Here is a 22,956-nt window from a genome sequence, read left to right on the forward strand (position 1 = left end):
AAGAGGGAGACCATGAGCCAGACACCGACCCCGGTCCGCAATCTCCATGACGGCAGCACCGTCCCCGCGGTGGGCCTCGGCACCTGGCCACTCGACGACGAGGCGGCCGAGCAGGCCGTGGCCGGTGCGCTGGGGCTCGGCTACCGGCTCGTGGACACCGCTCTGAACTACGGGAACGAGACCGGCACCGGGCGCGGGATCGCCCGCTCCGGTCTGCCCCGGCAGGACGTCTACGTCACGACCAAGGTGCCCGGCCGCCACCACGGCTACGAGAAGACACTGGCCTCCTTCGAGGAGTCGCGCGCCAAGCTGGGACTTGACTACGTCGACCTGTATCTCATCCACTGGCCGCTGCCCAGGGTGGACAAGTACGTCGACACCTGGAAGGCGATGATCAAGCTTCGCGAGGAGGGCCTCGTACGCTCCATCGGCGTCTCCAACTTCACGGCGGAGCACCTGGAGCGGCTGGAGCGGGAGACGGGGGTGGTGCCCGTGGTCAACCAGATCGAGATGCACCCGCTGCTCCCCCAGGAGGACCTGCGGGCGGTGCACACCGCGAAGGGCATCGTCACGGAGAGCTGGAGTCCGCTGGCCAGGGGGCGCCAGGTGCTCGAAGCACCGGAGGTGATCGCCGCCGCCGAGGCCCACGGGGTGACGCCGGGGCAGGTCGTGCTGCGGTGGCACACCCAGCTGGGCGCCGTGCCGATTCCGAAGTCCGCCGACCCCGGGCGCCAGCGCGAGAACCTCGACCTGTTCGGCTTCGAGCTGACCCAGCAGGAGCTGGACCGGATCGGGGCCCGGCCGCCGCACCGCTTCGGCGGGGACCCCGACACGCACGAGGAGTTCTGACGGCGGTCGGTCACCCGGGGGCGTCGGTCACCCGGGACGGCGACGGCGGCGGTCACCGGTTGCGCGGGGTGACCTCCGACATGCGGGACCAGTCGTCCCCGGGAACCTCGACGTTGATGATCTCCGGGATCTCGCTGACGAGCTCGGACATGGTGTCGATCGCGGCCTTGAAGTGCTCGGAGTTCACATGCGCAACCCCCGCCTCCTGCGAGGCGAACGCTTCCAACAGGACGAACTGGTCCGGGTTCTCGACGCTGTAGGACCAGTCGAAGAAGAGGTTGCCGGGCTCCTGACGGGTGGCGAGGGTGAAGTCCTCGACGGCGGGGAGCCAGTTGTCCCGCTCGGCGGTACGCACGGTGAACTTGACGGCGATGAAGATCATGGCGACTCCTGGTCGGGGGCGGCGGCGTCCCGGCCAGGATCCCATATCCTCACGGGCCGGGCGTGAACCGGCGCACCAGGCCCGGGGCCGTCACCCGCCGAGCGCCTCGTGACGGGCGGTCAGCCGCGCCGCGCCCTCCTCGGTGAGTGAGCCGAAGAGCCTCAGCCGGGAGATTCCGCCGTCCGGGAAGATGTCGATCCGGACGTGCGTGCCGCGTACGGGCTCCGGCAGGACGAAGCGGTGGTTCGTGTCGGGCTGGAGCCGGGTGCGCGGCAGGATCTCCGACCGCGCGCCGTCGCCCTCGCCGTCCCCACCGCCCTCGCCGTCCCCGCCGTCACTGACCGAAATCGCCGCCCAGCCCGCCGCGTTGCCCTTCAGATAGGCCGTGTCGATCTCGACCGCCCGGATCTCGGACCGCTCGGCCAGCCGGTAGCGGATCCAGTCGTTGCCCTTGTCGCGCCGGCGGCGGGTCTCCCAGCCGTCGTCCATCTTGCGGGAGCGGCCGGGTGCGATGGTGTGGGTGGCCGGGGAGTAGAAGCGGTCGGAGGCGTCCTCGACCTGGCCGCCGTTCTCCAGGGCCACCACGTCGAACGTGCCGAGGGCGGCCAGCCATGCGGGATCGGGCACCACCTCACCGTGGACACGCAGCCGCGCTATGCCCCCGTCGGGGTGTTGATTGACCCGGAGGTGGGTGAAGCGCTGTTCGGCGTCGACGGCGAATCCGTTGGCCGCGTGGCCGCCGACTGCCGTACGGGGGACGAGGGTTGTCCACTTCACATCGGGCGCGGCCAGGTCCTCGGGGGACGGGGAGCCCGGCACCGAGGCCGCCTCGACGGAGACCGACTGCGGGTAGTTGCCGCGGAAGTGCGCGGTGTCGACGATCAGTCCGCGCACCACACCGGGCGCTCCGAGGCGCACGAGGGCCCAGTCGTGTTCCTCGTCGGCGGGGTGCGGCTCGGCGGCGCTCGTACCACGCCTGCGGCGGGTCTCCCAGCCGTCCATGATCTTGCCCTTGTGCCCGAAGCGCTCGGGGTCGAACTCCGCGGGCTCCGGCTTCAGCAGGTTCTCGCGCTCGGCGAAGAACTCGTCGTTGGCCGCGATGACACCGGCGCCGAGACGCCGGTCCGCGAGGTCCACGAGGTGGCTGAAGGGGAAGTCGGCGGTGCGGTAGTCGGCGTACGGGTCGCCACCCCCGTACGGGCGCGCGTCGCCGGTGAAGTGCGGTGTCGCCGTCATGGTCAGTGGTTCCTTTCGAGGAGGCGGCCGGTGGGTTCGGCGAGTACGCCGTCGGCCGCGATCCGGGTGCCGCGCAGCCAGGTGGACTTGACGACGCCCCGCAGGGCCCTGCCCGCGTACGCGGTGACCTGGTTACGGTGGAGGAGCCCGGCCGGGTCGACGGTGAAGGTCTCGTCGGGGGCGAGGACAGCGAAGTCCGCGTCCCGCCCGGCCTCGATGGCGCCCTTGCGGGTGAGTCCGGCGAGGCCGGCGGGGGCCGCTGACATCCAGCGGGCCACGTCGTCGAGGGTGTGTCCGCGCCGGCGTGCCTCGGTCCAGATGGCGGGCAGGCCCAGCTGGAGCGAGGAGATGCCGCCCCAGGCCGAGGCGAAGTCCGGGGTCTTGAGGTCGGTGGTGCAGGGCGAGTGGTCGGAGACGACGCAGTCGATCGTGCCGTCGGCGAGCCCGGCCCAGAGCGCGTCCTGGTTGGCGGCCTCCCGGATGGGCGGACAGCACTTGAACTCGGTTGCTCCGTCGGGGACTTCCTCGGCGGTCAGGGTGAGGAAGTGCGGGCACGACTCGACGGTGACGCGTACGCCCTCGCGTTTGGCCGCGGCGATCAGCGGCAGGGCGTCACTGGAGGAGAGATGCAGGACGTGGACGCGGGCGTTCAGCCTCTTCGCATGGGCGATGAGCCCTTCGATCGCGGCGTTCTCCGCGCCCCTGGGCCGGGAGGCCAGGAAGTCGGCGTACTTCTCCCCGGCCCGCTGCGGGGCCTCGGCCAGCTGGTGGGGGTCCTCGGCGTGCACGATCAGGAGTCCGCCGAAGCCCGCGATCTCGGCCATCGAACGCGCCAGCTGCTCCTGGCCGAGCTCCGGGAACTCCTCGACGCCGGAGGGCGAGAGGAAGCACTTGAAGCCGAAGACGCCGGCCTCGTACAGCGGGCGCAGGTCCTTCGTGTTGGGGGGGATCGCACCGCCCCAGAACCCCGTGTCGACATGCGCCTTGGGAGCGGCCACCCGCTGCTTGACGCGCAGGTGCTCGACCGTGGTGGTCGGAGGGAGGGAGTTGAGCGGCATGTCGACGAGGGTCGTGATGCCGCCCGCCGCCGCGGCGCGGGTGGCCGTCCAGAAGCCCTCCCACTCGGTGCGGCCCGGGTCGTTCACATGGACGTGGGTGTCGACGAGGCCGGGCAGCAGGACGTCGTCGCCGAAGTCCTCGACCCGCGCGCCGCCCGGCACCTCGGTGTCGTACGGGAGGACCGCGTCGATCTCCCCGCCGGTGACGAGGACGGCGGCGGCGCGGGTCCCCTCGGGGGTCACGACGCGCGTCGAGCGGAGTACCTGCTTCATGTCCACACCGGACACCTGTGCCCCTCACTCAGATTTCAACGATTTGTTGAAGGAGTCTTCACTCGGGAAAGCGGCCCGTCAAGCCCTCATCCTCCCTGCCGCACGGCCGGTGGAGCCCTCATGACACCGATTACAAATTTCCACGAAGCAAAAGTTCAATTTCGCCAGACGGAACGTAGAATGAGTCGGGAGCGGCACCACCGCGCTTCGGGCCGATCGGGAACAGCCCGGTAGGCTGCTGCCTTGCCTCCGCTTCGAAAGGACCGTTGACGTGCCGCCGTCCCACGCCAGCACTTCCGACTCCAAGCCCGCCGGTCCCAGTGGCGGTGTGCAGTCACTGGAGCGCGCCTTCGACCTGCTGGAGCGCATGGCGGACGCCGGGGGCGAGGTCGGGCTCAGCGAGCTCTCCGCGAGCAGCGGACTCCCTCTCCCGACGATCCACCGGCTGATGCGCACCCTGGTGGTGTGCGGTTACGTACGCCAGCAGCCCAACCGGCGTTACGCGCTGGGCCCGCGTCTGATCCGCCTCGGCGAGTCCGCGTCCCGGCTGCTGGGCACATGGGCGCGGCCCTACCTCCAGCGTCTGGTCGAGGAGACCGGCGAGACGGCGAACATGGCGCTGCTCGACGGGGACGAGATCGTGTACGTCGCCCAGGTGCCGTCGAAGCACTCGATGCGGATGTTCACCGAGGTCGGCCGCCGCGTGCTGCCCCACTCCACGGGTGTGGGCAAGGCCCTCCTCTCGCACACCCCGGCGGACGAGGTGCGCGCCCTGCTGGCGCGTACGGGCATGCCGGCCGCCACCGAGAAGACGATCACCACCCCTGACGGTTTCCTCGAAGCGCTCGAACAGGTCCGCAGGGCGGGTTACGCGGTCGACGACAACGAGCAGGAGATCGGGGTGCGCTGCCTCGCGGTCCAGGTGCCCGACTCCCCCACCTCTGCGGCCATCTCCATCTCCGGGCCCGCGGGCCGGGTGACGGAGACGGCGACCGAGCGGATCGTGCCGATCCTGCAGCAGATCGCCGAGGAGCTCTCCGAGGCGCTGGCCGGCAGCGGCGGCCCGACGGGCTGACGGGCGGCCGGGGCCGGTCGCGGCGGCCCGACCGGCCGACGCGACCCGCCCCGGCCGCCCCCTCCCGGCGATGCCTCAGACCGGGGCGGACACCGACAGCCGGCCGTCCTCCATGCCGACCGTCCCGTCCACCCGGTCCAGATGCGCCCGGTCGTGGGTGACCATGACCGTGGCCGTCGAGCGTTCCCGGGTCAGGCCGAGCAGCAGGTCGAGGACCGCCGCGCCGCGTTCGTGGTCGAGTGCGCTGGTCGGCTCGTCGACGAGCAGCACCGCCGGTTCGTTCATCAGGGCCCGCGCGATGTTGATCCGCTGGCGCTGACCGCCGGAGAGCTGGTGCGGCCTGCGGTCCGCCTTGTCGGCCAGACCGACCGCGTCCAGCAGGTCCAGCGCCCGGGCCCGGGAGGCGCGTACGGAGCCGCGCGACAGATGGGTCATGACCTGGAGCTGCTCCACGGCCGTGAGTGACGGCAGCAGATGGGGCTGCTGGAAGATGATGCCGACGTGGTCCCGGCGCAGGGCGGCCTTGTCGGCGCTGCTCAGCCCGCCGGTCTCCGTACCCGCGACGACGACGCGTCCGTGGTCAGGGGTGACGAGTGTGGCCGCCGCCGCGAGCAGGCTGGACTTGCCGGAACCGGACGGTCCGACGACCGCGGTGAGCGTGCCCGCGGGCACGTCCAGACAGACCCGGTCGAGTGCGGTGAGCCGGGTGTCGCCGTCGGGGTAGGTGAGGGTGACATCGGTGAGGGTGAGGGTCATCGGGCGCTCCCGAGTGCGGTGAGGGGGTCGACGGCGGTGATCCGCCGGATGGACAGGGCCGCCCCGAGCGCGCCGAGGACGATCATCACGCCGGCCGGGACGAGCACGGTCGAGGCGTCGAGAACGAAGGGCACGGCTCCGCCGTCCCCGCCGACCAGCGCACCGATCCCCGAGGCGAGCGCGGTGCCCAGGCCCGTGCCGACGGCCAGCATGACCACGGCCTGCCCGAGCGCGTCCCGCAGCAGATACGGGGTGGAGGCGCCCAGCGCCTTGAGCACGGCGACGTCGCCGCTGCGCTGGATGGTCCAGACCGTGAAGAAGGCGCCGATGACGAGCGCGGAGATGGCGAAGAGGAAGCCGCGCATCAGCTGGAGCGAGCCGTTCTCCGCCTGGTAGGAGCCGATCGCGCCGAGGGAGTCGTCCAGCCCGAGCGTGCTGGTGCCCGCCGCCTTGTCACCCGCGGCGAGGTCGGCGTCACCGGTCGTGGTCAGGGCGACCACGGTGGCCTGCCCCTCGGTGTCACCGATGCGCTGCCAGTCGGCGAGCGAGGTCCACACCACCGGGGTGTGGCTGTACGAGGCGTCGCCGCCGACCGCGTCCACGGTCATCCGGGAGCCACCGAGGGCGACCGTGTCACCGGCCCCGGCGCCGAGCTCGTCGGCGGCCTGCCCGGAGAGCACGACCCGTCCGGCCGCCACGCCGTCGGGGGCGAGTCCGCTGTCCGGTTCGACGCCGAACGCCGACACGGCGGCCGTACTCCTTCCGTCGCCGACGGCGGCGTTCAGCGTCCTGATGCCCAGCGGATGGGCGGCGGTGACGCCCGGCTGCCGCGCCCAGGCATCCCAGGCGCTCTCCTCGACGACGGAATCGGAGAAGGACTCCGACCTGCCGTCCGGGGGCGCGGCGAACGCGATGCGGTCGGCGTCCAGCCCAGTGACGGCCGAGGTGTTCTCCCTGCCCAGGCCTGCCGTGAGGCCGGACAGCAGCCCCACGAGCAGCGTGATCAGCACGACGACCGTGCCCATGAGGGCGAACCTGCCCCTGGCGAACCGTAGATCTCTCCATGCAACGAACATGACTCCAGGTTCGTGCGCCGGACCTGCGAAAACATCGCGCGCCTGACGGGGCCGACATCAACCTTTCGATTGACTGCTCCGGGGCGGGGCGCGTCTACGCTGGAACGACCATGGATGCCCGTGCTCACACCCCCGTCACCACCGCGCTGCGGATCTGTCTGCACGCGCTGCTCGTGGGGCTGCTGGTGCTCGCCGCCCTGCGCGCGAGCGGCGACGGCGCCCCGCACGCCAGGGCCGTCGTGGTGCTCGCGGGCGTGATGGCCGCGCTGTACGCGGCGGGCGCGCTCGCCCCCTTCGTCCAGCCGCACACCCGGGCCGCCGGAGTCTGGCTCACCGCGCTGGGCGCCGTGTGGCTGGCGCTGCTCGCCCTGTCGCCCGACGCGCTGTGGGTGGCCTTCCCGCTCTACTTCCTCCAGCTGCATCTGCTTCCGGTGCGCTGGGGACTGCCCGCCGTCGTGGTCACGGCCGCCGCGGCGATCGGCAGTTTCCTGCTGCACGGGCAGGAGGTCACCCCGGGCACGTTCATCGGTCCGTTGCTCGGTGCGGCGGTCGCCGTCGCGACCGTGCTGGGATACGACGCGCTGTTCCGTGAGAGCGAGCGGCGCCGCGAGCTGATCGACGAACTCGTCTCCACCCGGGTGGAGCTCGCCGAGGCGGAGCGCACCGCCGGCACCCTGGCCGAGCGGGAGCGGCTGGCCCGGGAGATCCACGACACCCTCGCCCAGGGTCTGTCCAGCATCCAGCTCCTGCTGCGGGCCGCCGAGCGTTCGCTGCCCGATGACGGGCCGGCGACCGCGCACGTACGGCGCGCCCGCGAGGCCGCCCAGGACAACCTCGCCGAGGCCCGCCGCTTCGTCAGGGCGCTGACCCCACCGGACCTGCAACAGGGCTCTCTGGCCGCGGCCCTGTCCCGCCTGTCGTCGCGTACGTCGGCACCGGACCTCGCGGTGCAGTTCGCGGTCAGCGGCAGGCCGGTCGAGCTGCCCACCCCGTACGAGGTCGCGCTGCTGCGTACCGCGCAGTCGGCCCTGGCCAACGCGGTGCAGCACTCGGGCGCGCGACGGGCGGAGATCACGCTCAGCTTCATGGACACCTCGGTCTCCCTGGACGTGGTGGACGACGGCCGGGGATTCGACACGGCCGCGGAGCCGGTGCGCACCTCGGGCGGCGGTTTCGGTCTGCCGGCGATGCGCGCGCGGGCCCGCTCGCTGGGCGGGACGCTGAGTGTGGAGTCGGGCCACGGGCAGGGGACGGCCGTCGCCGTCACCCTGCCGCTTCCGGCCGCCGGCGGGCACGGCCCGCAAGACCCGCAAGGCCCGCAAGACCCCCAAGAACCGGAGAACACCAGGAGCGCCGGCGGCGCGGAGGGCAGGGCGGCATGACCGACCCGATCAGGCTGCTGCTGGCCGACGACCATCCGGTGGTACGCGCCGGGCTGCGCGCGGTCCTGGACACCGAGCCGGACTTCCAGGTGGTCGCCGAGGCTCCCACCGCCGAACGGGCCGTCGCCCTGGCCGCGACCGGTGTCTGCGACGTGGTTCTGATGGACCTGCAGTTCGGCTCGGGCCTGCACGGCGCGGAGGCCACCGCGGCGATCACCGCCGCCGCGGACGCGCCCCGGGTGCTGATCCTCACCACGTACGACTCGGACGCCGACATCCTGGCCGCCGTCGAGGCGGGCGCCGCGGGGTATCTGCTGAAGGACGCCCCGCCCGAGGAGCTCGCCGCCGCCGTGCGCACGGCGGCGGCCGGCCGCTCGGCGCTCGCACCCGAGGTCGCGCACCGGCTGATGGACCGGATGCGGACACCCGCCCAGGCCTTGACCAAGCGTGAGCTGGAGGTGCTCCAGCTGGTCGGCGAGGGACTGTCGAACCAGCAGATCAGCAAGCGGCTCTTCCTGAGCCAGGCGACGGTGAAGTCCCATCTGGTGCACATCTACGCCAAGCTGGGCGTCGACTCACGCACATCGGCGGTGGCCGCGGCGACGGCGCGCCGCCTGATCCGCCGCTGACGTCACGGCCGGAGTGGCGGCTCCGTCACGGCCGGACCGGCGGCTCGCCGAAGAGGTCGACGGCGACCCGTACGTCCCTGAGGCCGGGGGCGAGCGCGCTGACCGAGCCGATCGCCCCCGCGACCAGCAGCAGCGACCGGCGCAGCCGGGGTATCTCGGGCCTCCCGCCGGCCGCCATGGCGTCCAGGGCGGCGAGCTCGTCCTCGGCGATGCCCCGGTCCGGGAACTCGACCGGGTGTCCGGCGAGCTCGCGGCGCAGCCGGGACACGGCCGTGCGCAGCTCTGTCACCCGCGGGTCCTCGCCGCTCCCGGTCAACCGCTCCTGCCCCACGCTTCGCAACAAAGCACTCCCCCTCGCACGTCATTGTGCCGGTGTGTCGACCTGCCCCCCGGCCGCGGTCAAGTGCCTGAGGCCGTCAGCAAGTTAACGCCATGAAAGGTGGCGCGCGCCACTGTGCGGACAAGGAATCAGGGTACCCAGGAGGTGTGACAGGCATTCCGCCGGTATCCGCCGCGCAGTGGTATCCAGGGCGCATGACTCACACACAACGGATCCCCTTGATCGCCGGGGTGCTCCTCGCCGCCGGCGGCGGCCGTCGTCTCGGCGGCCGGCCGAAGGCGCTGCTGGAACACCGCGGCCGCCCTCTGGTCGAGCGCGCGGTGCGGGCGCTGCGCAACGGCGGGTGCGGGCCCGTCCATGTCGTCCTGGGCGCCGCGGCCGATGAGGTACGGGCCCGGGCGGACCTCTCCGCGTGCGCGGTGACGGTGAACCCGTCGTGGGAGGAGGGCATGGGCTCCTCACTCCGGGCGGGGCTGAGCGCCCTGGCGGGTACGGACGCGGACGCGGCGCTCGTATTCCTGGTCGACCAGCCGGGCATCGGGGCGGAGGCGGTGGCGCGGGTCCGCTCGGCGTACCGCTCCCGGGCGACACTGGCGGCCGCCGCGTACGACGGGGAGCGGGGCCATCCCGTGCTGTTCGGGGCGGACCGGTGGGCGGACATCTCGGCGGGCGCGGTCGGTGACCAGGGGGCCAGGGCGTATCTGCGGGCGCATCGCGATGCGATCACGCTCGTGGAGTGTTCGGATGTGGCTCAGGCGTACGACATCGACACGGCGGCGGACCTGGCACGCCTGGAGTGAACCGGAGCACATCTGTCGACCCGAAGAATCTCGACATCAACAAACCATTGAACTTCCACCATGAGGAAACTAATATCCATTGATCAGAAGCCCTTGATTCCGCTTACGGTCCCCCGCTGAAGGAGTGACAGCTCATGTCCGCACCAGCGCCGTCCCCGCTGGCCATCGTCGACGCCGAGCCCCTGCCGAGGCAGGACGAGGTCCTGACCGATGCGGCCCTCGCGTTCGTGGCCGAGCTGCACCGGCGGTTCACACCAAGGCGGGACGAACTGCTCGCCCGCCGTGACGAGCGCCGCGCCGGGATCGCCCGCACCTCCACGCTGGACTTCCTGCCCGAGACGGAAGCCATCCGCGTGGACGACACCTGGAAGGTCGCCCCGGCCCCGGCCGCGCTGGACGACCGCCGGGTGGAGATCACCGGCCCGACCGACCGCAAGATGACCATCAACGCCCTGAACTCGGGCGCCAGGGTCTGGCTCGCCGACTTCGAGGACGCGTCGGCCCCCACCTGGGAGAACGTGGTCACCGGCCAGCTGAATCTGATCGACGCCTACACCCGGAACATCGACTTCACCGACCCGAGGTCGGGCAAGTCGTACGCCCTCAGGCCCGCCGAGGAGCTCGCGACCGTCGTCACGCGCCCGCGCGGATGGCACCTGGACGAGCGCCACCTCCAGCTCGACGGCACCCCGGTGCCCGGCGCACTGGTCGACTTCGGCCTCTACTTCTTCCACAACGCGCAGCGCCTGATCGACCTCGGCAAGGGCCCGTACTTCTATCTGCCGAAGACGGAGTCGCACCTGGAGGCCCGCCTCTGGAACGACATCTTCGTCTTCGCCCAGGACTACGTCGGCATCCCGCAGGGCACGGTCCGCGCGACCGTCCTGATCGAGACGATCACCGCCGCGTACGAGATGGAGGAGATCCTCTACGAGCTCCGCGACCACGCCTCCGGGCTGAACGCGGGCCGCTGGGACTACCTCTTCTCCATCGTCAAGAACTTCCGCGACGGCGGCGCGAAGTTCGTCCTGCCGGACCGCAACCTGGTCACGATGACCGCCCCGTTCATGCGGGCGTACACCGAACTCCTGGTCCGCACCTGCCACAAGCGCGGGGCGCACGCCATCGGCGGCATGGCGGCCTTCATCCCCTCGCGGCGCGACGCCGAGGTCAACAAGGTCGCCTTCGAGAAGGTCAAGGCCGACAAGGACCGCGAGGCGAACGACGGCTTCGACGGCTCCTGGGTGGCCCACCCCGACCTGGTCCCGATCGCGATGGCCTCCTTCGACGCGGTCCTCGGGGACAAGCCGAACCAGAAGGACCGCCTGCGCGAGGACGTCTCGGTGGCCGCGGGCGACCTGATCGCCATCGACACGCTGGACGCGAAGCCCTCGTACGACGGCCTGCGCAACGCGGTCGCGGTCGGCATCCGCTACATCGAGGCGTGGCTGCGCGGCATGGGCGCCGTGGCCATCTTCAACCTGATGGAGGACGCGGCGACCGCCGAGATCTCACGCTCGCAGATCTGGCAGTGGATCAACGCGGACGTCGTCTTCGAGAACGGCGAACACGCCACGGCGGACCTGGCCCGCAAGGTCGCGGCCGAGGAACTGACCACGATCCGCGCGGAGCTCGGCGACGGGGCCTTCGAGTCCGGCAAGTGGCAGCAGGCCCACGACCTGCTGCTCCAGGTCTCGCTGGACGAGGACTACGCGGACTTCCTGACCCTGCCGGCGTACGAGCAGCTGCGCTGACGTCCCTCGCGCACGGGGCCGCCCCCGGTGCCACCGGCGCCGGGATCAGCGGCTTCCGCGATCTCCCGCAGTCCGCCTGAGGACCAGCGTGCGCCAGCGTCGGCGAACGGTCTCCTCGCTCTCCAGCCACCGGACGGCCCTGCCGTCCGGTGGCACCGGCAGGTCGCCCATGAAGCACGCGATGTCGCCCAGGTAAGCCTGGTCGCTCTCGTCGGTGAGCCGACGCAGCCGGCCGACGGCGGCAGCAAGGTTTTCCTCGTCGCCGCGGACGGCGTGGTGGAAGCAGACCGCCAGTTCGAGCAGGGGGCCGATGGAAGCCAGCCCGGCGCTCTCCAGCTCGGTGCGCAGCGCACGGGCGCGTCCGTCGATATCGGTGCCGCGGTCGACGCCGGTGCTTCGGCCGGCGTCGCGGATGAGCACGGCGATATGAACGGTGAGGCTGCTCGCGTGGAGGGTGAGGTCGGCCAGCAGTTCGTGAGCGAGCGCGATGTCGCCGTCTGCGGTCGTGGGATCCGCGAAGGCCAGTGCAAGTGCGCGGTGTGCCTGGGAGGTGGCACGCTCTCCCGCGATTCCACGTTGTTCGGCATCGTTGCGCGCGCGTTCGTAATGATCGGCCGCTCCTGTGATGTCACCGTGCGGCCAGTGGATGTCGCCGAGCACACGGTTCTGCCGACCCTCCCACCCCAAGGTCCGGGCCACGCTCAGCGCGGCGGGGAAGTCGCCGGCCAGGCGAGCGAGGTGGGCCAGGCCGCGGCGCGCGGCGGGGGCGCGGCGGCCTCCTCCGTCGGCGACCTGTTGCATCGCTGTTCGGGAGGCGGCCGAGTCGCCGAGGTCCCGGTGCACTTTCGCCAGGTAGTAGAGCGCCATGTGCTCCAGTTCCTCAGGCAGCAGGCGGGTGTCCAGGACAGCGGCGAGCCGGTCGGCCGTGTTGCTCCGGTGTTCGTGTTGCCGACGGCCGAGCGTGCTGAGCAGTTCGGCCAGGGCATCGGCCGGTGTCCTGGGACGGGTCTCCCCGTCGGCGTCCCGCAAGGGGACGGCGAGAGGTTCCCACACCGAGTCGCTGACGTACTGCCAGGCCGCCTCGGTCAGCCAGCGCAGATCGAGATGGAACTCGGCGGCCAGGGCGAGGCCTTGGCGTAGGCAGGCGATCAGCACGCGGCGGCCGGGGCCGTCATGCTCGGCCCACTGCCGGCCCAGGGCGACGTGGGCACGTTCGGCCGCGTTTCGCCAGTCCCGCGGGGACCAGCGGTCATCGGTGGTGTCTTCGGCGGTGCGCAGGGTCGAGCGGATGAGAGCGTGCAGATGGTAGGGCCAGAGGCCGATGGGGGTGTGGGTGACGAGGGGCCGCTCCAGCAGACGCAGAACCGGGCCGTCACGGTCCGTTCCGGAGCTCGCGGTGGCCAGCGTGACATCGAAGGCGTCCAGGAGGCTGACCCCGCGTAGGACATTGCGCTCGTCGGAAGTGAGGTCGGCGAAAGTGCGGACGATCAGGGCGGGAAAGTCGACGTCGAGGTCGGCCGGCTGCGGAGTGACGCCGGCGCGGCGGAGTTCGAGGAAGCGCATGACCGCCAGGTCGAGATGCAGAGGCAGGCCGTGGGAGCGCGCGGCGATCAGGCGTCGCAGCGTCGGGTCGATCAAAGGCCGGCCGTCGATCGTGAGGCGGCGGGTGAGGTAATCCTCGCGGTCCTCGTCGCTGAAGTCCCCGACCAGGATCTGACGGGCGCCGTCCGGATAGGCCTCGGCGGTGCGGGGTGCCGGCAAGCCGTGGTCGGCGAGACCGGGCCAGGCCACCGGGCCGGTCCAGTCGAGTTGGCCGTGCAGGGCAGGGTCGGCCCACTGCAGCCGGTTGCGTCCGGTGACGACGAAGAAGGCGTTGGGCATGAGCCACACCAGGCGCTGCAACAGCCGCTCCTTGTCCCGCTGGGTGCGGTCCCCGACGTCTTCGAAGGTGTCCAGCAGCACCACGGGGGTGATCCGCTTGCCGGCGGGCAGCCTGGCCAGCTCCCAGGCGAGCAGATGCGGGTAGTACGAGAGCGCCTCAAGGTCGGTGTCGCCCTCAAGAACGTCGGCCAGCAGTGCGCAGCCGGCCAACGCGCGCACCGAACGCCGGTGTTCGCGTAACGCTCTCACCAGAGCCCCGGTCAGCTGTCCGACGGCGGAGCCGAGCATCCCGGGCAGCGCCAGGCCTTGGGCGACCTCTCCGAGCGCCGCCTGCATCTGGCTCGGGAGCGCCTGTCCGAAGCGGGCCATCAAGCCGTCACGGCGCAGGTACTCGTCCAAGGACTGGTTCGGATACGTGCGGTCCCAGTAGCGACGCAGCGCGATGTCGAAAGCGGGCATGGGCCTGCCGACGGCGGCCGCGACGGCGAGGCGGATCGTGAGGACGACGCGCTCGAAGTCGATGTTGGCCGAGTGCGCCAGGTCGACGCGGACCGGCACGATCCGTGGCCCCCGCCAGGGCGGTTCACCCCACTGGGCCGGTCTGTGTTCGGCATTGGACAGCGCGGCCTCCAGCCTCCGTGACAGAGTCGACTTGCCGATACCGCCGATGCCGTGCAGCACCAGCAGATTCCGACGCGGTGCCTCCAGGTCGGCGGCATCGAATCCCTGACCGGCCACATGCCTCAGATGTCCGTCCAGAGCGCTGACGAATACCCGCCACTGGCCCTCCCGGTTCGTGAACGCTTCGTCCGACCCCACTCGGTGGTCGTTGGAACCGAACATCGTCCTGAAGTCCCGACCTGCCACGCCAGCCCCCTGATGGTCGACCGATCCCTGCCCTGGCCGCCGGTCCGCCCGGCCGGCAGCACTTCGCTTCGTGCCGACGCCGTCACCGCCCGCGGGACGGTCCGCCCTGTCTCATCTGCCTGGCCCCGGCGGCGTACCCATCAGCTCCGGGTGAACGAAGCTCGTCGCCGTCAAAATCGCAGGCCGGGACCGGTACGTCATAGACCAGTTCCCAACGCGTCTGCGGGAGAAGGAACGTGGCGGTCTCCACCGGCTGGCCCGTCTCGGCCAGGTGGGTCCGCTCCAGCCTGACGATCAGCGTGCGGCGGGTGATCCCGAGCCGTAGCGCCTCATGGTCATTCGGGTGCCGGGCGTGCGTACGGACCTGGACATGACCGACCCGGACGCCGACCGATGCCAGCCGACGAGGCACACCGGCACCGGCCAGCGGCCCATCCTCCGGCAGAAGAACCGGTGTGCGATGGGTAAGGGCCATCGGCTCCCACGATTCGCCGAGTGCCAGAGGGCGGGCGTTGCCCAGAAACTCGTAACGGGTGCGGACACACAGCGAGTCGATGTCGACCGACAACCGCCGGGCGATCGGCTCGGGAGCCGGGACTTTGACGTCCGACCGGAACTCGACGGCCGGGGTCAGCCCAGCCTGCCGGATCGCGTCCACGATCGGCAGCAGCACGGGCAGCGCGATGCGCGCCTGTGGCTCGCGGACGAAGACGCCGACGCTCTTGCGCCCTTCCAGCACTCCGGTATCGATCAGCAGTTCCTGGCCTCGCTGGATCGCGGCCGGACTGGTCCGGTACTCATGGGCCAGCTGGGCACGCGCCGGCAGTTGCTCACCCGGGGACCATTCTCCTTCCGCTAGTCGCCTGCGCAGGTCTTCGGCGATCCGCTGATAGTCCGCAGTGGGCACTGCCTACTCCTGGAGAAGAACTCACTACTCCTTGCAACCCTTGACACGCTAATCGGTTAGCGGCACGCTGATCGATTAGCGATACAGGTAGTAATCGGTGGGATGTGAGGGGCGGAGTGGATGCGGTGCTCGCCGGGCGTGCCACGGCACTCGCCGCCCGGCTCGCCGACCTCACGGGTGGCGCCACCCGGATCCAGGAGATCAACCGGGGCGCAGTCGTCCTGTGCACCATCGACCCGATGGGTGACGGGGACGCCTGGGTCGATGTCCAGGAGGCACTCGACGAGGCCGACACCTGGAGTGTGCAGGGCCGCGGTCCTGGCCCCGCGCCCCGGCTGCTGCGCGCCGAGCTCCGCCCCGCTGACCCCCCTGTCGGCTGACGTCCGCACGGTGGTCTCGACGTGGGGGGCCGGTTGACCAGGCCGTCTGGCGGCGAACGAGAGTTCGTCCCCGTCGTGCTGACCGAAGAGCGACATCGCGAGCTGCTCACCGCCACGATCCTGCCGACCGTCACCAGGGGTGCCACGGCGCGGACTTCACCGGTCGCGGTGTTCGTGGCGGGCCAGCCGGGTGTCGGGAAATCCACCTGCGCGGACCTGGTGCACCGGGCGTTTTCCCAGCGCGGAGGCGCCGTGCGCATCGGCAGCGACGACTACAAGAAGGTCCACCCTTGCTATCCGGCACTCCTCGCGATCGACGACCTCAGTGCCGGAGTGCGGACGCGCCCGGACACACGCCGTTGGCAGGCCGAAGTGGAGGACCACACCCGCCGCCATCGGCTGGACGCCGTCATCGAGACCGCTCTGGCCGATCCGGAGGAAGCCCGTACCACGCTCGGCGCCTACCGGAGCGCCGGCCACCGGGTCGAACTGACGGTGCTCGCGGTCCCGGAGGCCTTCAGCAGCCTGGCTGTACTGCACCGCTATCTCCAGCAGGTGCAGGCCACCGGGGCCGGCCGCTACGTCTCGGCACAGAACCACGACCACTGCTCCCGGGAACTGCCCGCGGTACTGCGCACCATCGAGGCCGAACGCCTGGCGAACCTGGTGACAGTGATCGGAACCAACGGCATCCGATACCTGAATCAGCTGGATTCCAAAGGAAGGTGGCTGCGTCCACCGCAGGCTGACCAAGCCGTGGACGCCGAGCGGACAAGGCCATGGACCGCCACCGAGGCCCAGCGCTTCCGCACCACCCTCAGGCGCGTCGGGAGCATGGCACGCAACGCCCCCGGCCCGGCGCGCCGGACCGCTGTTGTCGAGGACGTCCGCCACAGCCTCCGATGGGCCGCACCTCCGCACCGCCGAGGTCGCGCCGGTCCCCCCGCTCCGGCCGCACCTCCGGCAACGGACTCGCCCCGGCTCCCGCCCGAGGAACACCGACGCATCTTCACAGAGCTGATCATTCCCTCCCACCTCGGCGATCTCGTACCCCGACGCCGACCGGTCGCGGTCTACGTGGTGGGACAACCGGGCGCCGGGAAGACAGCGGCTTCCTCGCTGGTACGACGTGCGATGCGTCCAGGTGCTGTTCTGGTGTCCAGTGACGACTTCCGAGCCTTTCACCCCGACTATGCCCAGCTGCTCGCCGAACGTCCGCGTGCGGCGGGGGCCTTGCTGCGGGCTGACTACCGGGCGTGGCAGAGCGCGGCGGAGGAATGGCTCCGACGCCGGGGATCCGACGTGGTCATAGAAGCGGCGCCGGCCACTGGCAGGGACCTGCTGGACGGGGCCTCACGGTTTCACGCCGCAGGCTACCGGGTCGAGATGCTGATCCTGGCGGTGCGTGCGGCCGACAGCCGTCAGGGCACCGCGCACCGATTCGCCCTGGGCCTGGAACGCGGCGTGTCCTCCCGCTTCACCACCCCCCAAGGGCACGATCGGTGCTATCAGGCGCTCACCGCACTCGCAACGGCTCTCGATCACCACCCGGCCGTGCACACCGTCACCGTGACCGACCGGGATGTTCGCGCGTTACGCAGCCGACGAGGCAGAACCGCGGCTGTCCTGCAAGCGGAGCGCCGGCGCCCGTACACGAATGCTGAGGCGGATCGGTTCGCGACCGTGCAGCGTCGGTTGTGGGCATCGTTGCCGCGCCACCGCTCGGAGCTCTCCGAAATCACCGCCCTGGCGGCGCCCCTCCTGCCACCAGGCTTCCTTCTTCGCGGGCTGACGGACGGAGCTGCGGGGCAGCGCGAGTCCGCGGCGGGACGGTGAACCGCGCCGCAGTCATCCACAGCGGCACCCTCCGGCCAGCACCGCCGGGGCCAGCTCCCTCATGGCCGCCTGCTCGGCCTCCGAAATGCACGGCAACCGACGTGCGAGTACATCGAAGTGCTGGTGTCCGCGCCATGCCTCGTGGTCGCCCACGACGAACAGCCGCCGACGCGCACGACTCACCGCGACGTTCAGCAGGTTCGGCGCGGAGGCCGCCCAGACGCGCGGTCCTGCCTTCTCTCCGCCCGCGCCAAGGACCAGCAGCACAACATCGGCTTCCTTCCCCTGGGTCGTGTGCACCGTGCCCACCCTGTCGCGGGGGACGACCTGGCACAGGCTGCGACGAAGTCCGGCCACGACATCCCGGAACGGGCTGACGACGAAGAGCTCCCGCTCCGGGTCCAGGCCCTGGTCGACCAGCCGGTGCACGATGACGTTGGCGCAGTCCCCTTCCTCCGGCGACCACTTGCCCTGTGATGCGCGCCCGCCGCTGACGGGCCACCACACGCCGCGTCGGGCGACCGTGTAGTCGTCGTCCCGGTGCACCCCATGCACCATGAGCCCGTCGTAGGCGATCTCGTTGCTGATCGTGAACATCGGGTCGTCGCAGCGACGGTGCACGCGCAGAGGCGACCCCACCCACACCCGGTCGTCCTCCGAACCGTCGGGCGCGGGCAGCCAGGTGCCGTAGGTGTTCAACCGGTCCGCGACGCGCTGTGCCGAGGTGCGGGACGGTTCCCACTCCTCGGCCACACCGAAGGTTCGACGGAGGGCCTGCTGCCCCGTGTGCGGCAGCGTGACGACTGGCTCCAGTTGCAGCGGATCGCCCACGATGACGCCCCTCCGCGCCCGCCACAGGGCACCCACCGGCATCTGGGCGGTCGCCTGGCCGGCCTCGTCGATCAGCATCCAGCCCAGCGACCGGGGTCCCAGCCCGGCGAACATCCGGTCCAGCGAGGCAAACGTGGTGGAGACGACCGGCAGAGCGAGGAAGAGGCTCTGCCAGGCCGCCAGCACCACCTCCGGCTTCAGGGTCTTGGGGGCATCGCCGCACAGGACGTCCATCGCGGCGTCGAGGTTCTTGCGCATCCGGTCGGCCGCACCTTCGATGAACGCACGGTGCAGATCCATCGCGGCGAGAAAGAGGCGGGTGCGGGCCCGGGTGAACTCCGGATCGGACCACGGCGAGGAGAGCTCCCTGGCATCTTCCTCCGTCCGCTCGCCGCGCTCTTCCTGGCCCGGAACGAACGTGTCCCAGCGTTCGAGGGCTACCTCCAAGGTGGCCCGAAGTTGTGCGTGGTGGCCTTCCGCCGTCCGGAGCCCCCGCCTCGCTTCATCCAGGACACCCCTGTGGGCAGCTTCGGCCCGGTCGTACGCGGCGGCCGCCTGGGTGTGTTCCTCGTACGTGGCCCGAGCTGTCTGCTCCGCCACGGCCAGCAGCTGATCCTCCGCCTGCCAGTCGCGCTGCGCCGAGCCGAGGGTGAAGATGCCCGCGGTCACGCCGGGACGGTGTCGACGGTGCTCCGCCCTCCGACCCGCAGGGCCTACGAGGTCCATCTGTGCTCTGCCACGAGCCGCACGGGCCTCCGAGGCCGGTTGCCGAAGTGCGTCGACATCCCTCTGAGCGCTGAGAACCGCCTCCTGCGCGGTGGTGACGGCCGCCTCCGAACCAGTGAAGTCCAAAAGCGCCTCATACGCTCGCTGACGCTCGTCCCGCAGGTCCCGCACCGCCTGCCGAGCGTCCCGGAAACGCACGACGTACTCCCGCCACCCCATCAGGTCGAAGCCGCGCGAAGCAGCCGACTTCAGGACGTCCCGCATGCCCTCGCCGCGCTCGGTCCGCTCCTCGCGCGGCGGGCCGAACCAGTACTTGTTGCGGAAATCCGAACGGTTCCCCTTGTTGCCGAGCTTTGCGGCGAGGGTTCCCCACGACGGTGCGCCGTCAAGAAGAAGGCGACCTTGTTCCGGGAAGAAGGACGCCGCCTCCTGCCATTCCGCCGCAACGGATTCGAGCGCCGGAATCTCTTTGGAGACGTTCTCGACGGCGCCGTTGTTGGCCGAGGCGATCACCATCTCGAAACCCGTCAGCTCCGGTCTGAGCGAGGCAACGGAACGCTGGTAGGTTCCGGTGCTCCAGCGGTGCGGCTGGCCGGTGAACGCGTCTTCGGGCCGCCGGAGTTCGGACAGCTTCTCGGCCCTCATGACCAGCACGGAGGCGATGAGGTCCCGGAGCTGTGTGGTCTTGCCCGTGCCGGGCGGGCCGTTCACCGCGTACAGGCCGTCGGTGTCGGCGAGTTGCTCCATGATCCGGTTCACTGCGAACTGCTGGCTCAGCACCAGCGGGTGCTCCGTCCTCGCGGGCCAGCGCCCGAGCGGGAAGTCGGCCGGCTGCACGCCGGCGAGCACCGCTCCGGGTTCGTGCTTGAGGTCGACGCGCGCACGGCCGCGCAGCGCGGTCGAGGCGGTCAGGTAGTCCCGCAGCGCAGGCCCCGGATCGTCCTTGCCGAGGCCGCCCGCGACGAGGTCGAGGTCCGCCGCGATGAAGCTGTTCAGGAAATCCGACCCTCCCGACCGGCCGGCCTTCCGCCGGGCCACCGACTTGCACTGGACCCGAATCGTCTCCGGCCGCAGGTCGTCGGTGACGCCGAACTGCTCCGCGACCCAGCGGGTGACGGCCGAAAGGTCGCGAACAGTCAGCGGCTTCTCGCCGAGCCGAGGCGGCCCTTCGTCGTCGCCCTCCGCGTCTGCTGCACCCTCGTCCAGCGGGCTGTCGTCCGACGAACCGTCGTCCTGTCGGCCGGTAGAACGTATGGCGTCACTGTTGGCCACGGCATCGACGGCGCCATTGACGGCACCGACCGCCAGGTCGCCGAGCACCGGTCCGAGCGCGGCGTTCAGGGCGCCGCCGACCGCGCCGACCGTGATCTCACAGAGCAACCCCGCGAATGGCCGCTGCCGCCGCCCCGACGCCGTGTCCGCGATGGTCACCTTGCCGTCGCCGACGCCCAGCACAACGCCTTCGCACGCGTCGGCTTCCGTCTCGAAGCCGTCGAGCCAGCCTTGGGCGCCCGGGCCGGGCTTTCGGCTGCGCCCCGTCGCCCAGGCGCAGGCGGAGAAAGTGATGGAGTCCTGGACCAGCAGCCCATCGTCCGTGACCTCGAAGGCAAGTAGAGCACTGTCACCGTCCACTCGGCCGTCGTGGTCCTCCTCGCTGCCACCGAAGACATCGAGCAGGACGTCGCGGACGGAGGCGACCGGGTATACCCCGCAGTAGACGGTGTGCTGCCTGACCATGTTCCGGCCCGGGCTCCGCCGCCGTACAGGATGCCCGTCCTCCCACGGCAGCGGGCGCCCGGATTCCACGGGGTACACGCCTTTCGGCGGCGAGGTCTTCTCCACCTTCTGCGGGCTGAACATCTCCACCGCGCGCCAGTAGCGCACGATGTCCGCCCTCCGCCGCCGCTCACCACTCGCCGCCATACGGCCCGCCCCCTCGTTCCGGTCCGCCAGGAACGATCACCCTAGTCAGCTCCAGGAGCGGTGCAGGGTGGACGTTGGCGCATATGCGACCTCCGGGTCGGTGTCAGCTGCGGCGTCGGCAACGAATGGAGAGCCGGACAGCCGTCAGGATCCGAGCTGGACCAGGCATTGCTTCGAGCCGACGGCGGCTGGTCGTTGAATGTGCAACCCGCCCTGGATGGACCGGATTACATGCTTGTCGAGGGACAGGTCGAGTCATTCACTCCTCACGCTCCCCGCCGGGCGTCAACCTGGTGAGCACGTCCGGGGGAACTGCTCACTTCAGCCGGCAGACGACCTCGGCGCGTGCATACCGTTGACCAGGAGGGACGCGCCGGTGAGTCCATGTTGTACGCGTCCGCGTGCGGGCTGTACGCAAGACGGTGCGTGACCGGCCCGGGTGGGCGGAGTTGGCCGATCCACGGGTGTGGGAGTGGGCGTGGCGACGCGGGACGGTAACGGGAGGCGTGTGACATGGATGAGCAGCGACAGCAGGCGGAACATGAGTACGGGAATGGCTGGAGCCTTCACCTTGATCGAGACCAAGGAAGAGCGCAGGATCGCCTACGTGGAGGTACACAAGGACAGCCGCCTCTACACAGAGCGAAGGGTGGTCCGAGAGTTCGACGAACAGTACGGTCTCCTCAGAGCCCAAGCGCTCACACCGCGTGAATCGCTGAACCTCGTAGAGAAGCTGCTGGGAGAGACATGAACGTCGAGGAACCTGTGCCCCCTCTGCCCGATTCCGCTTGGCACAAGAGCAGTTACAGCAGCGGCGAGGGCGGGCAGTGCATCGAGGTGGCCACCTCGCCCAGCATCGTCCATGTCCGGGATTCCAAGGCCAGGACGGGCCCCGCGCTGGCCTTCGCACCTGGAGGCTGGACCACATTCGTAGACTTCGCCGCGCAGCGCTGAGCACGTACGGCGGTGTGGTGTGGGGCGGACCTGGAGCCAACCCGGCCCGCCCCACTGCTCCTCCGCTACTCGGCCGCGGGTCCGCGAGCCCGTGCTTGGCACACCGCTCGTCCGCTCACCGAGTGCGCTCGCACAGTCCGGACGGTCACACACTGCGCGAGCGCACGGGGCCGGGGCTGCGTCCCGCTGTCCCTCAGGCGCCCGAGCGCGAGACCGTCAGCTCCCGCTCCTGCTGTTGCGCCTCCGGCGCGCGGGCGGCGAAGGGGCACTCCCAGTCGGCCGGCTTGGGGCGGCCGGAGTAGCGGCGGGCTTCGGAGAGCTCTTCGTGCTCGTGCAGGTTGGGGTTGATGTCACCCTGCAGTTTGATGTCCTGCTTACGGATCTTGTCCGCCAGCCGGTCCCACATCCCGACGCCCTTGATCCGGTCGAACTGCTCGTGCGAGTTGAAGGCCAGCATCGGGAACGGTGGCCGCCGGCCCCACCTGCGGTGGGTCTCGTGCAGACCTATCACGAAGAAGGGGTGGCCTGCGACGCTGTACGCGAACTCCCCCGACCCGGCGTCCGAGGAGTAGCCGTCGGCCCATCGGTGTGTTCGCGCGTCCTGTTCGTGCAGCAACTGCAGTTGTTGCCAGAGGAGTTCCTCGAACCGCAGCTCGTCCACTCCGCGAGGCTGCTCGAAGGTCGCGACGAAACTGCTGAACGTCCGGGCGCTCCAGTCCGCCGATTCCACGAACTCGGCAAGGTCGTACGCCATCAGCCGGGCGGACTCCTCACCCCCGAGGAGGTCGTAGTGCCGATGGGCGATACCGCCGCGTCGCCAGGCGGACCTGCCCGCCAGGCAGGAGAACCGATCCCCCAGGATGAACTCCTCGACTTCGCCGCGCGCATCCACCGTCATGGCCAGCCTTCCTTGCAACTACGTGCCTCCTCGACCGAGATCGTTCCTGCGTGCTTCCGATGGCGACCGCCCCCGTGCCTGCCTCGCCCGGTCCTGCGGGCTGTGCGGCGGTGACGGCCTGAAGCGGGCATGACTGGGCCCGT

19 protein-coding genes and 1 pseudogene are annotated in these 22,956 nt (G+C 70.7%); 10 read left to right on the top strand and 10 right to left on the bottom strand.

Going from position 1 to position 22,956, the window contains the following annotated elements:
• Nucleotides 1-12 precede the first annotated feature (12 nt).
• Complete coding sequence (locus tag AB0C75_RS31800; protein ID WP_362895330.1) at nt 13-849, top strand: aldo/keto reductase; 837 nt, start codon at nt 13-15, stop codon at nt 847-849.
• A 52-nt stretch (nt 850-901) separates the two neighbouring features.
• Here the strand turns inward: AB0C75_RS31800 and AB0C75_RS31805 are convergent, their stop codons facing one another.
• From AB0C75_RS31805 to allB, 3 genes are all read right to left on the bottom strand, one after another.
• Nucleotides 902-1,231, bottom strand: a complete 330-nt coding sequence (locus tag AB0C75_RS31805; protein ID WP_362895332.1) for a putative quinol monooxygenase — start codon at nt 1,229-1,231, stop codon at nt 902-904.
• Nucleotides 1,232-1,321: 90 nt separating this feature from the next.
• Nucleotides 1,322-2,467 (bottom strand): allantoicase, encoded by a 1,146-nt coding sequence (gene alc / locus AB0C75_RS31810; RefSeq protein WP_362895334.1) that lies wholly within the window; start codon nt 2,465-2,467, stop codon nt 1,322-1,324.
• A gap of 2 nt (nt 2,468-2,469) precedes the next feature.
• Nucleotides 2,470-3,813, bottom strand: a complete 1,344-nt coding sequence (allB, locus tag AB0C75_RS31815) for an allantoinase AllB (protein ID WP_362895336.1) — start codon at nt 3,811-3,813, stop codon at nt 2,470-2,472.
• 256 nt (nt 3,814-4,069) lie between these two features.
• Between allB and AB0C75_RS31820 the strand changes: the two genes are divergently transcribed.
• Entirely contained in the window at nt 4,070-4,873 is an 804-nt protein-coding gene (locus AB0C75_RS31820; protein ID WP_362895338.1) for an IclR family transcriptional regulator, read from the top strand.
• 75 nt (nt 4,874-4,948) lie between these two features.
• On the opposite strand, the gene AB0C75_RS31825 is transcribed toward AB0C75_RS31820, so the two are convergent.
• The gene (locus tag AB0C75_RS31825; RefSeq protein WP_362895340.1) at nt 4,949-5,629 is read right to left on the bottom strand and encodes an ABC transporter ATP-binding protein; all 681 of its coding nucleotides are present in this window, start codon (nt 5,627-5,629) and stop codon (nt 4,949-4,951) included.
• Entirely contained in the window at nt 5,626-6,705 is a 1,080-nt protein-coding gene (locus AB0C75_RS31830) for an ABC transporter permease (RefSeq protein ID WP_362895342.1), read from the bottom strand. The genes AB0C75_RS31825 and AB0C75_RS31830 overlap by 4 nt, the downstream gene beginning before the upstream one ends.
• A 110-nt stretch (nt 6,706-6,815) precedes the next feature.
• Here AB0C75_RS31830 and AB0C75_RS31835 point away from each other — a divergent pair, with 110 nt between their 5' ends.
• Together AB0C75_RS31835 and AB0C75_RS31840 are read left to right on the top strand one after the other, a co-directional pair.
• Nucleotides 6,816-8,087 (top strand): sensor histidine kinase, encoded by a 1,272-nt coding sequence (locus AB0C75_RS31835; protein ID WP_362895344.1) that lies wholly within the window; start codon nt 6,816-6,818, stop codon nt 8,085-8,087.
• Nucleotides 8,084-8,716, top strand: coding sequence for a response regulator transcription factor (locus AB0C75_RS31840; RefSeq protein ID WP_362895345.1), 633 nt, complete (start codon nt 8,084-8,086; stop codon nt 8,714-8,716). The genes AB0C75_RS31835 and AB0C75_RS31840 overlap by 4 nt, the downstream gene beginning before the upstream one ends.
• Nucleotides 8,717-8,741: 25 nt before the next feature.
• Here AB0C75_RS31840 and AB0C75_RS31845 read toward each other — a convergent pair whose 3' ends face one another.
• Nucleotides 8,742-9,059, bottom strand: coding sequence for a DUF5955 family protein (locus AB0C75_RS31845; protein ID WP_362895347.1), 318 nt, complete (start codon nt 9,057-9,059; stop codon nt 8,742-8,744).
• Nucleotides 9,060-9,250: 191 nt separating this feature from the next.
• On the opposite strand from AB0C75_RS31845, the gene AB0C75_RS31850 reads away from it, so the two are divergent.
• Nucleotides 9,251-9,856, top strand: a complete 606-nt coding sequence (locus tag AB0C75_RS31850) for a nucleotidyltransferase family protein (RefSeq protein ID WP_362895349.1) — start codon at nt 9,251-9,253, stop codon at nt 9,854-9,856.
• A 134-nt stretch (nt 9,857-9,990) separates the two neighbouring features.
• On the top strand, nt 9,991-11,610 hold the full coding sequence (gene aceB / locus AB0C75_RS31855; protein ID WP_362895351.1) for a malate synthase A: 1,620 nt from the start codon (nt 9,991-9,993) through the stop codon (nt 11,608-11,610).
• A 45-nt stretch (nt 11,611-11,655) separates the two neighbouring features.
• On the opposite strand, the gene AB0C75_RS31860 is transcribed toward aceB, so the two are convergent.
• Both AB0C75_RS31860 and AB0C75_RS31865 read right to left on the bottom strand, forming a co-directional pair.
• Nucleotides 11,656-14,358, bottom strand: coding sequence for an ATP/GTP-binding protein (locus AB0C75_RS31860; protein WP_362895353.1), 2,703 nt, complete (start codon nt 14,356-14,358; stop codon nt 11,656-11,658).
• An 82-nt stretch (nt 14,359-14,440) separates the two neighbouring features.
• Nucleotides 14,441-15,265, bottom strand: a complete 825-nt coding sequence (locus AB0C75_RS31865) for a GntR family transcriptional regulator (protein ID WP_362895355.1) — start codon at nt 15,263-15,265, stop codon at nt 14,441-14,443.
• A 125-nt stretch (nt 15,266-15,390) separates the two neighbouring features.
• On the opposite strand from AB0C75_RS31865, the gene AB0C75_RS31870 reads away from it, so the two are divergent.
• Both AB0C75_RS31870 and AB0C75_RS31875 read left to right on the top strand, forming a co-directional pair.
• Nucleotides 15,391-15,645 carry a hypothetical protein gene (locus AB0C75_RS31870; protein ID WP_362895357.1) on the top strand — a complete coding sequence of 85 codons (255 nt, stop codon included), beginning with the start codon at nt 15,391-15,393 and terminating at the stop codon, nt 15,643-15,645.
• 33 nt (nt 15,646-15,678) lie between these two features.
• Nucleotides 15,679-17,481, top strand: a complete 1,803-nt coding sequence (locus AB0C75_RS31875; RefSeq protein ID WP_362895358.1) for a zeta toxin family protein — start codon at nt 15,679-15,681, stop codon at nt 17,479-17,481.
• A 12-nt stretch (nt 17,482-17,493) separates the two neighbouring features.
• Here the strand turns inward: AB0C75_RS31875 and AB0C75_RS31880 are convergent, their stop codons facing one another.
• Nucleotides 17,494-20,961: a DEAD/DEAH box helicase gene (locus tag AB0C75_RS31880; protein WP_362895360.1), complete on the bottom strand. Its 3,468-nt coding sequence runs from the start codon at nt 20,959-20,961 to the stop codon at nt 17,494-17,496.
• A 553-nt stretch (nt 20,962-21,514) separates the two neighbouring features.
• Between AB0C75_RS31880 and AB0C75_RS31885 the strand changes: the two are divergent.
• A pseudogene (locus AB0C75_RS31885) lies at nt 21,515-21,712 on the top strand (Scr1 family TA system antitoxin-like transcriptional regulator); the annotation flags it as partial.
• A complete protein-coding gene (locus AB0C75_RS31890; protein WP_362895362.1) occupies nt 21,709-21,915 on the top strand; it encodes a DUF397 domain-containing protein in 207 nt (68 codons plus the stop codon). The pseudogene AB0C75_RS31885 and the gene AB0C75_RS31890, both read left to right, overlap by 4 nt.
• Before the next feature lie 193 nt (nt 21,916-22,108).
• On the opposite strand, the gene gntA is transcribed toward AB0C75_RS31890, so the two are convergent.
• A complete protein-coding gene (gene gntA, locus AB0C75_RS31895) occupies nt 22,109-22,813 on the bottom strand; it encodes a guanitoxin biosynthesis heme-dependent pre-guanitoxin N-hydroxylase GntA (protein WP_362895364.1) in 705 nt (234 codons plus the stop codon).
• Between the last annotated feature and the right edge of the window lie 143 nt (nt 22,814-22,956).

The sequence above is a fragment of the Streptomyces sp. NPDC048565 genome (assembly GCF_040650935.1).
GTDB lineage: Bacteria > Actinomycetota > Actinomycetes > Streptomycetales > Streptomycetaceae > Streptomyces.

Bases quoted from the DNA above. Each gene is read 5' to 3' on its own strand.
- AB0C75_RS31800 (WP_362895330.1), top strand. From the start codon at position 13: ATGAGCCAGACACCGACCCCGGTCCGCAATCTCCATGACGGCAGCACC.
- AB0C75_RS31805 (WP_362895332.1), bottom strand. From the start codon at position 1,231: ATGATCTTCATCGCCGTCAAGTTCACCGTGCGTACCGCCGAGCGGGAC.
- alc (WP_362895334.1), bottom strand. From the start codon at position 2,467: ATGACGGCGACACCGCACTTCACCGGCGACGCGCGCCCGTACGGGGGT.
- AB0C75_RS31825 (WP_362895340.1), bottom strand. From the start codon at position 5,629: ATGACCCTCACCCTCACCGATGTCACCCTCACCTACCCCGACGGCGAC.
- AB0C75_RS31830 (WP_362895342.1), bottom strand. From the start codon at position 6,705: ATGTTCGTTGCATGGAGAGATCTACGGTTCGCCAGGGGCAGGTTCGCC.
- AB0C75_RS31835 (WP_362895344.1), top strand. From the start codon at position 6,816: ATGGATGCCCGTGCTCACACCCCCGTCACCACCGCGCTGCGGATCTGT.
- AB0C75_RS31840 (WP_362895345.1), top strand. From the start codon at position 8,084: ATGACCGACCCGATCAGGCTGCTGCTGGCCGACGACCATCCGGTGGTA.
- AB0C75_RS31850 (WP_362895349.1), top strand. From the start codon at position 9,251: ATGACTCACACACAACGGATCCCCTTGATCGCCGGGGTGCTCCTCGCC.
- aceB (WP_362895351.1), top strand. From the start codon at position 9,991: ATGTCCGCACCAGCGCCGTCCCCGCTGGCCATCGTCGACGCCGAGCCC.
- AB0C75_RS31880 (WP_362895360.1), bottom strand. From the start codon at position 20,961: ATGGCGGCGAGTGGTGAGCGGCGGCGGAGGGCGGACATCGTGCGCTAC.
- AB0C75_RS31890 (WP_362895362.1), top strand. From the start codon at position 21,709: ATGAACGTCGAGGAACCTGTGCCCCCTCTGCCCGATTCCGCTTGGCAC.
- gntA (WP_362895364.1), bottom strand. From the start codon at position 22,813: ATGACGGTGGATGCGCGCGGCGAAGTCGAGGAGTTCATCCTGGGGGAT.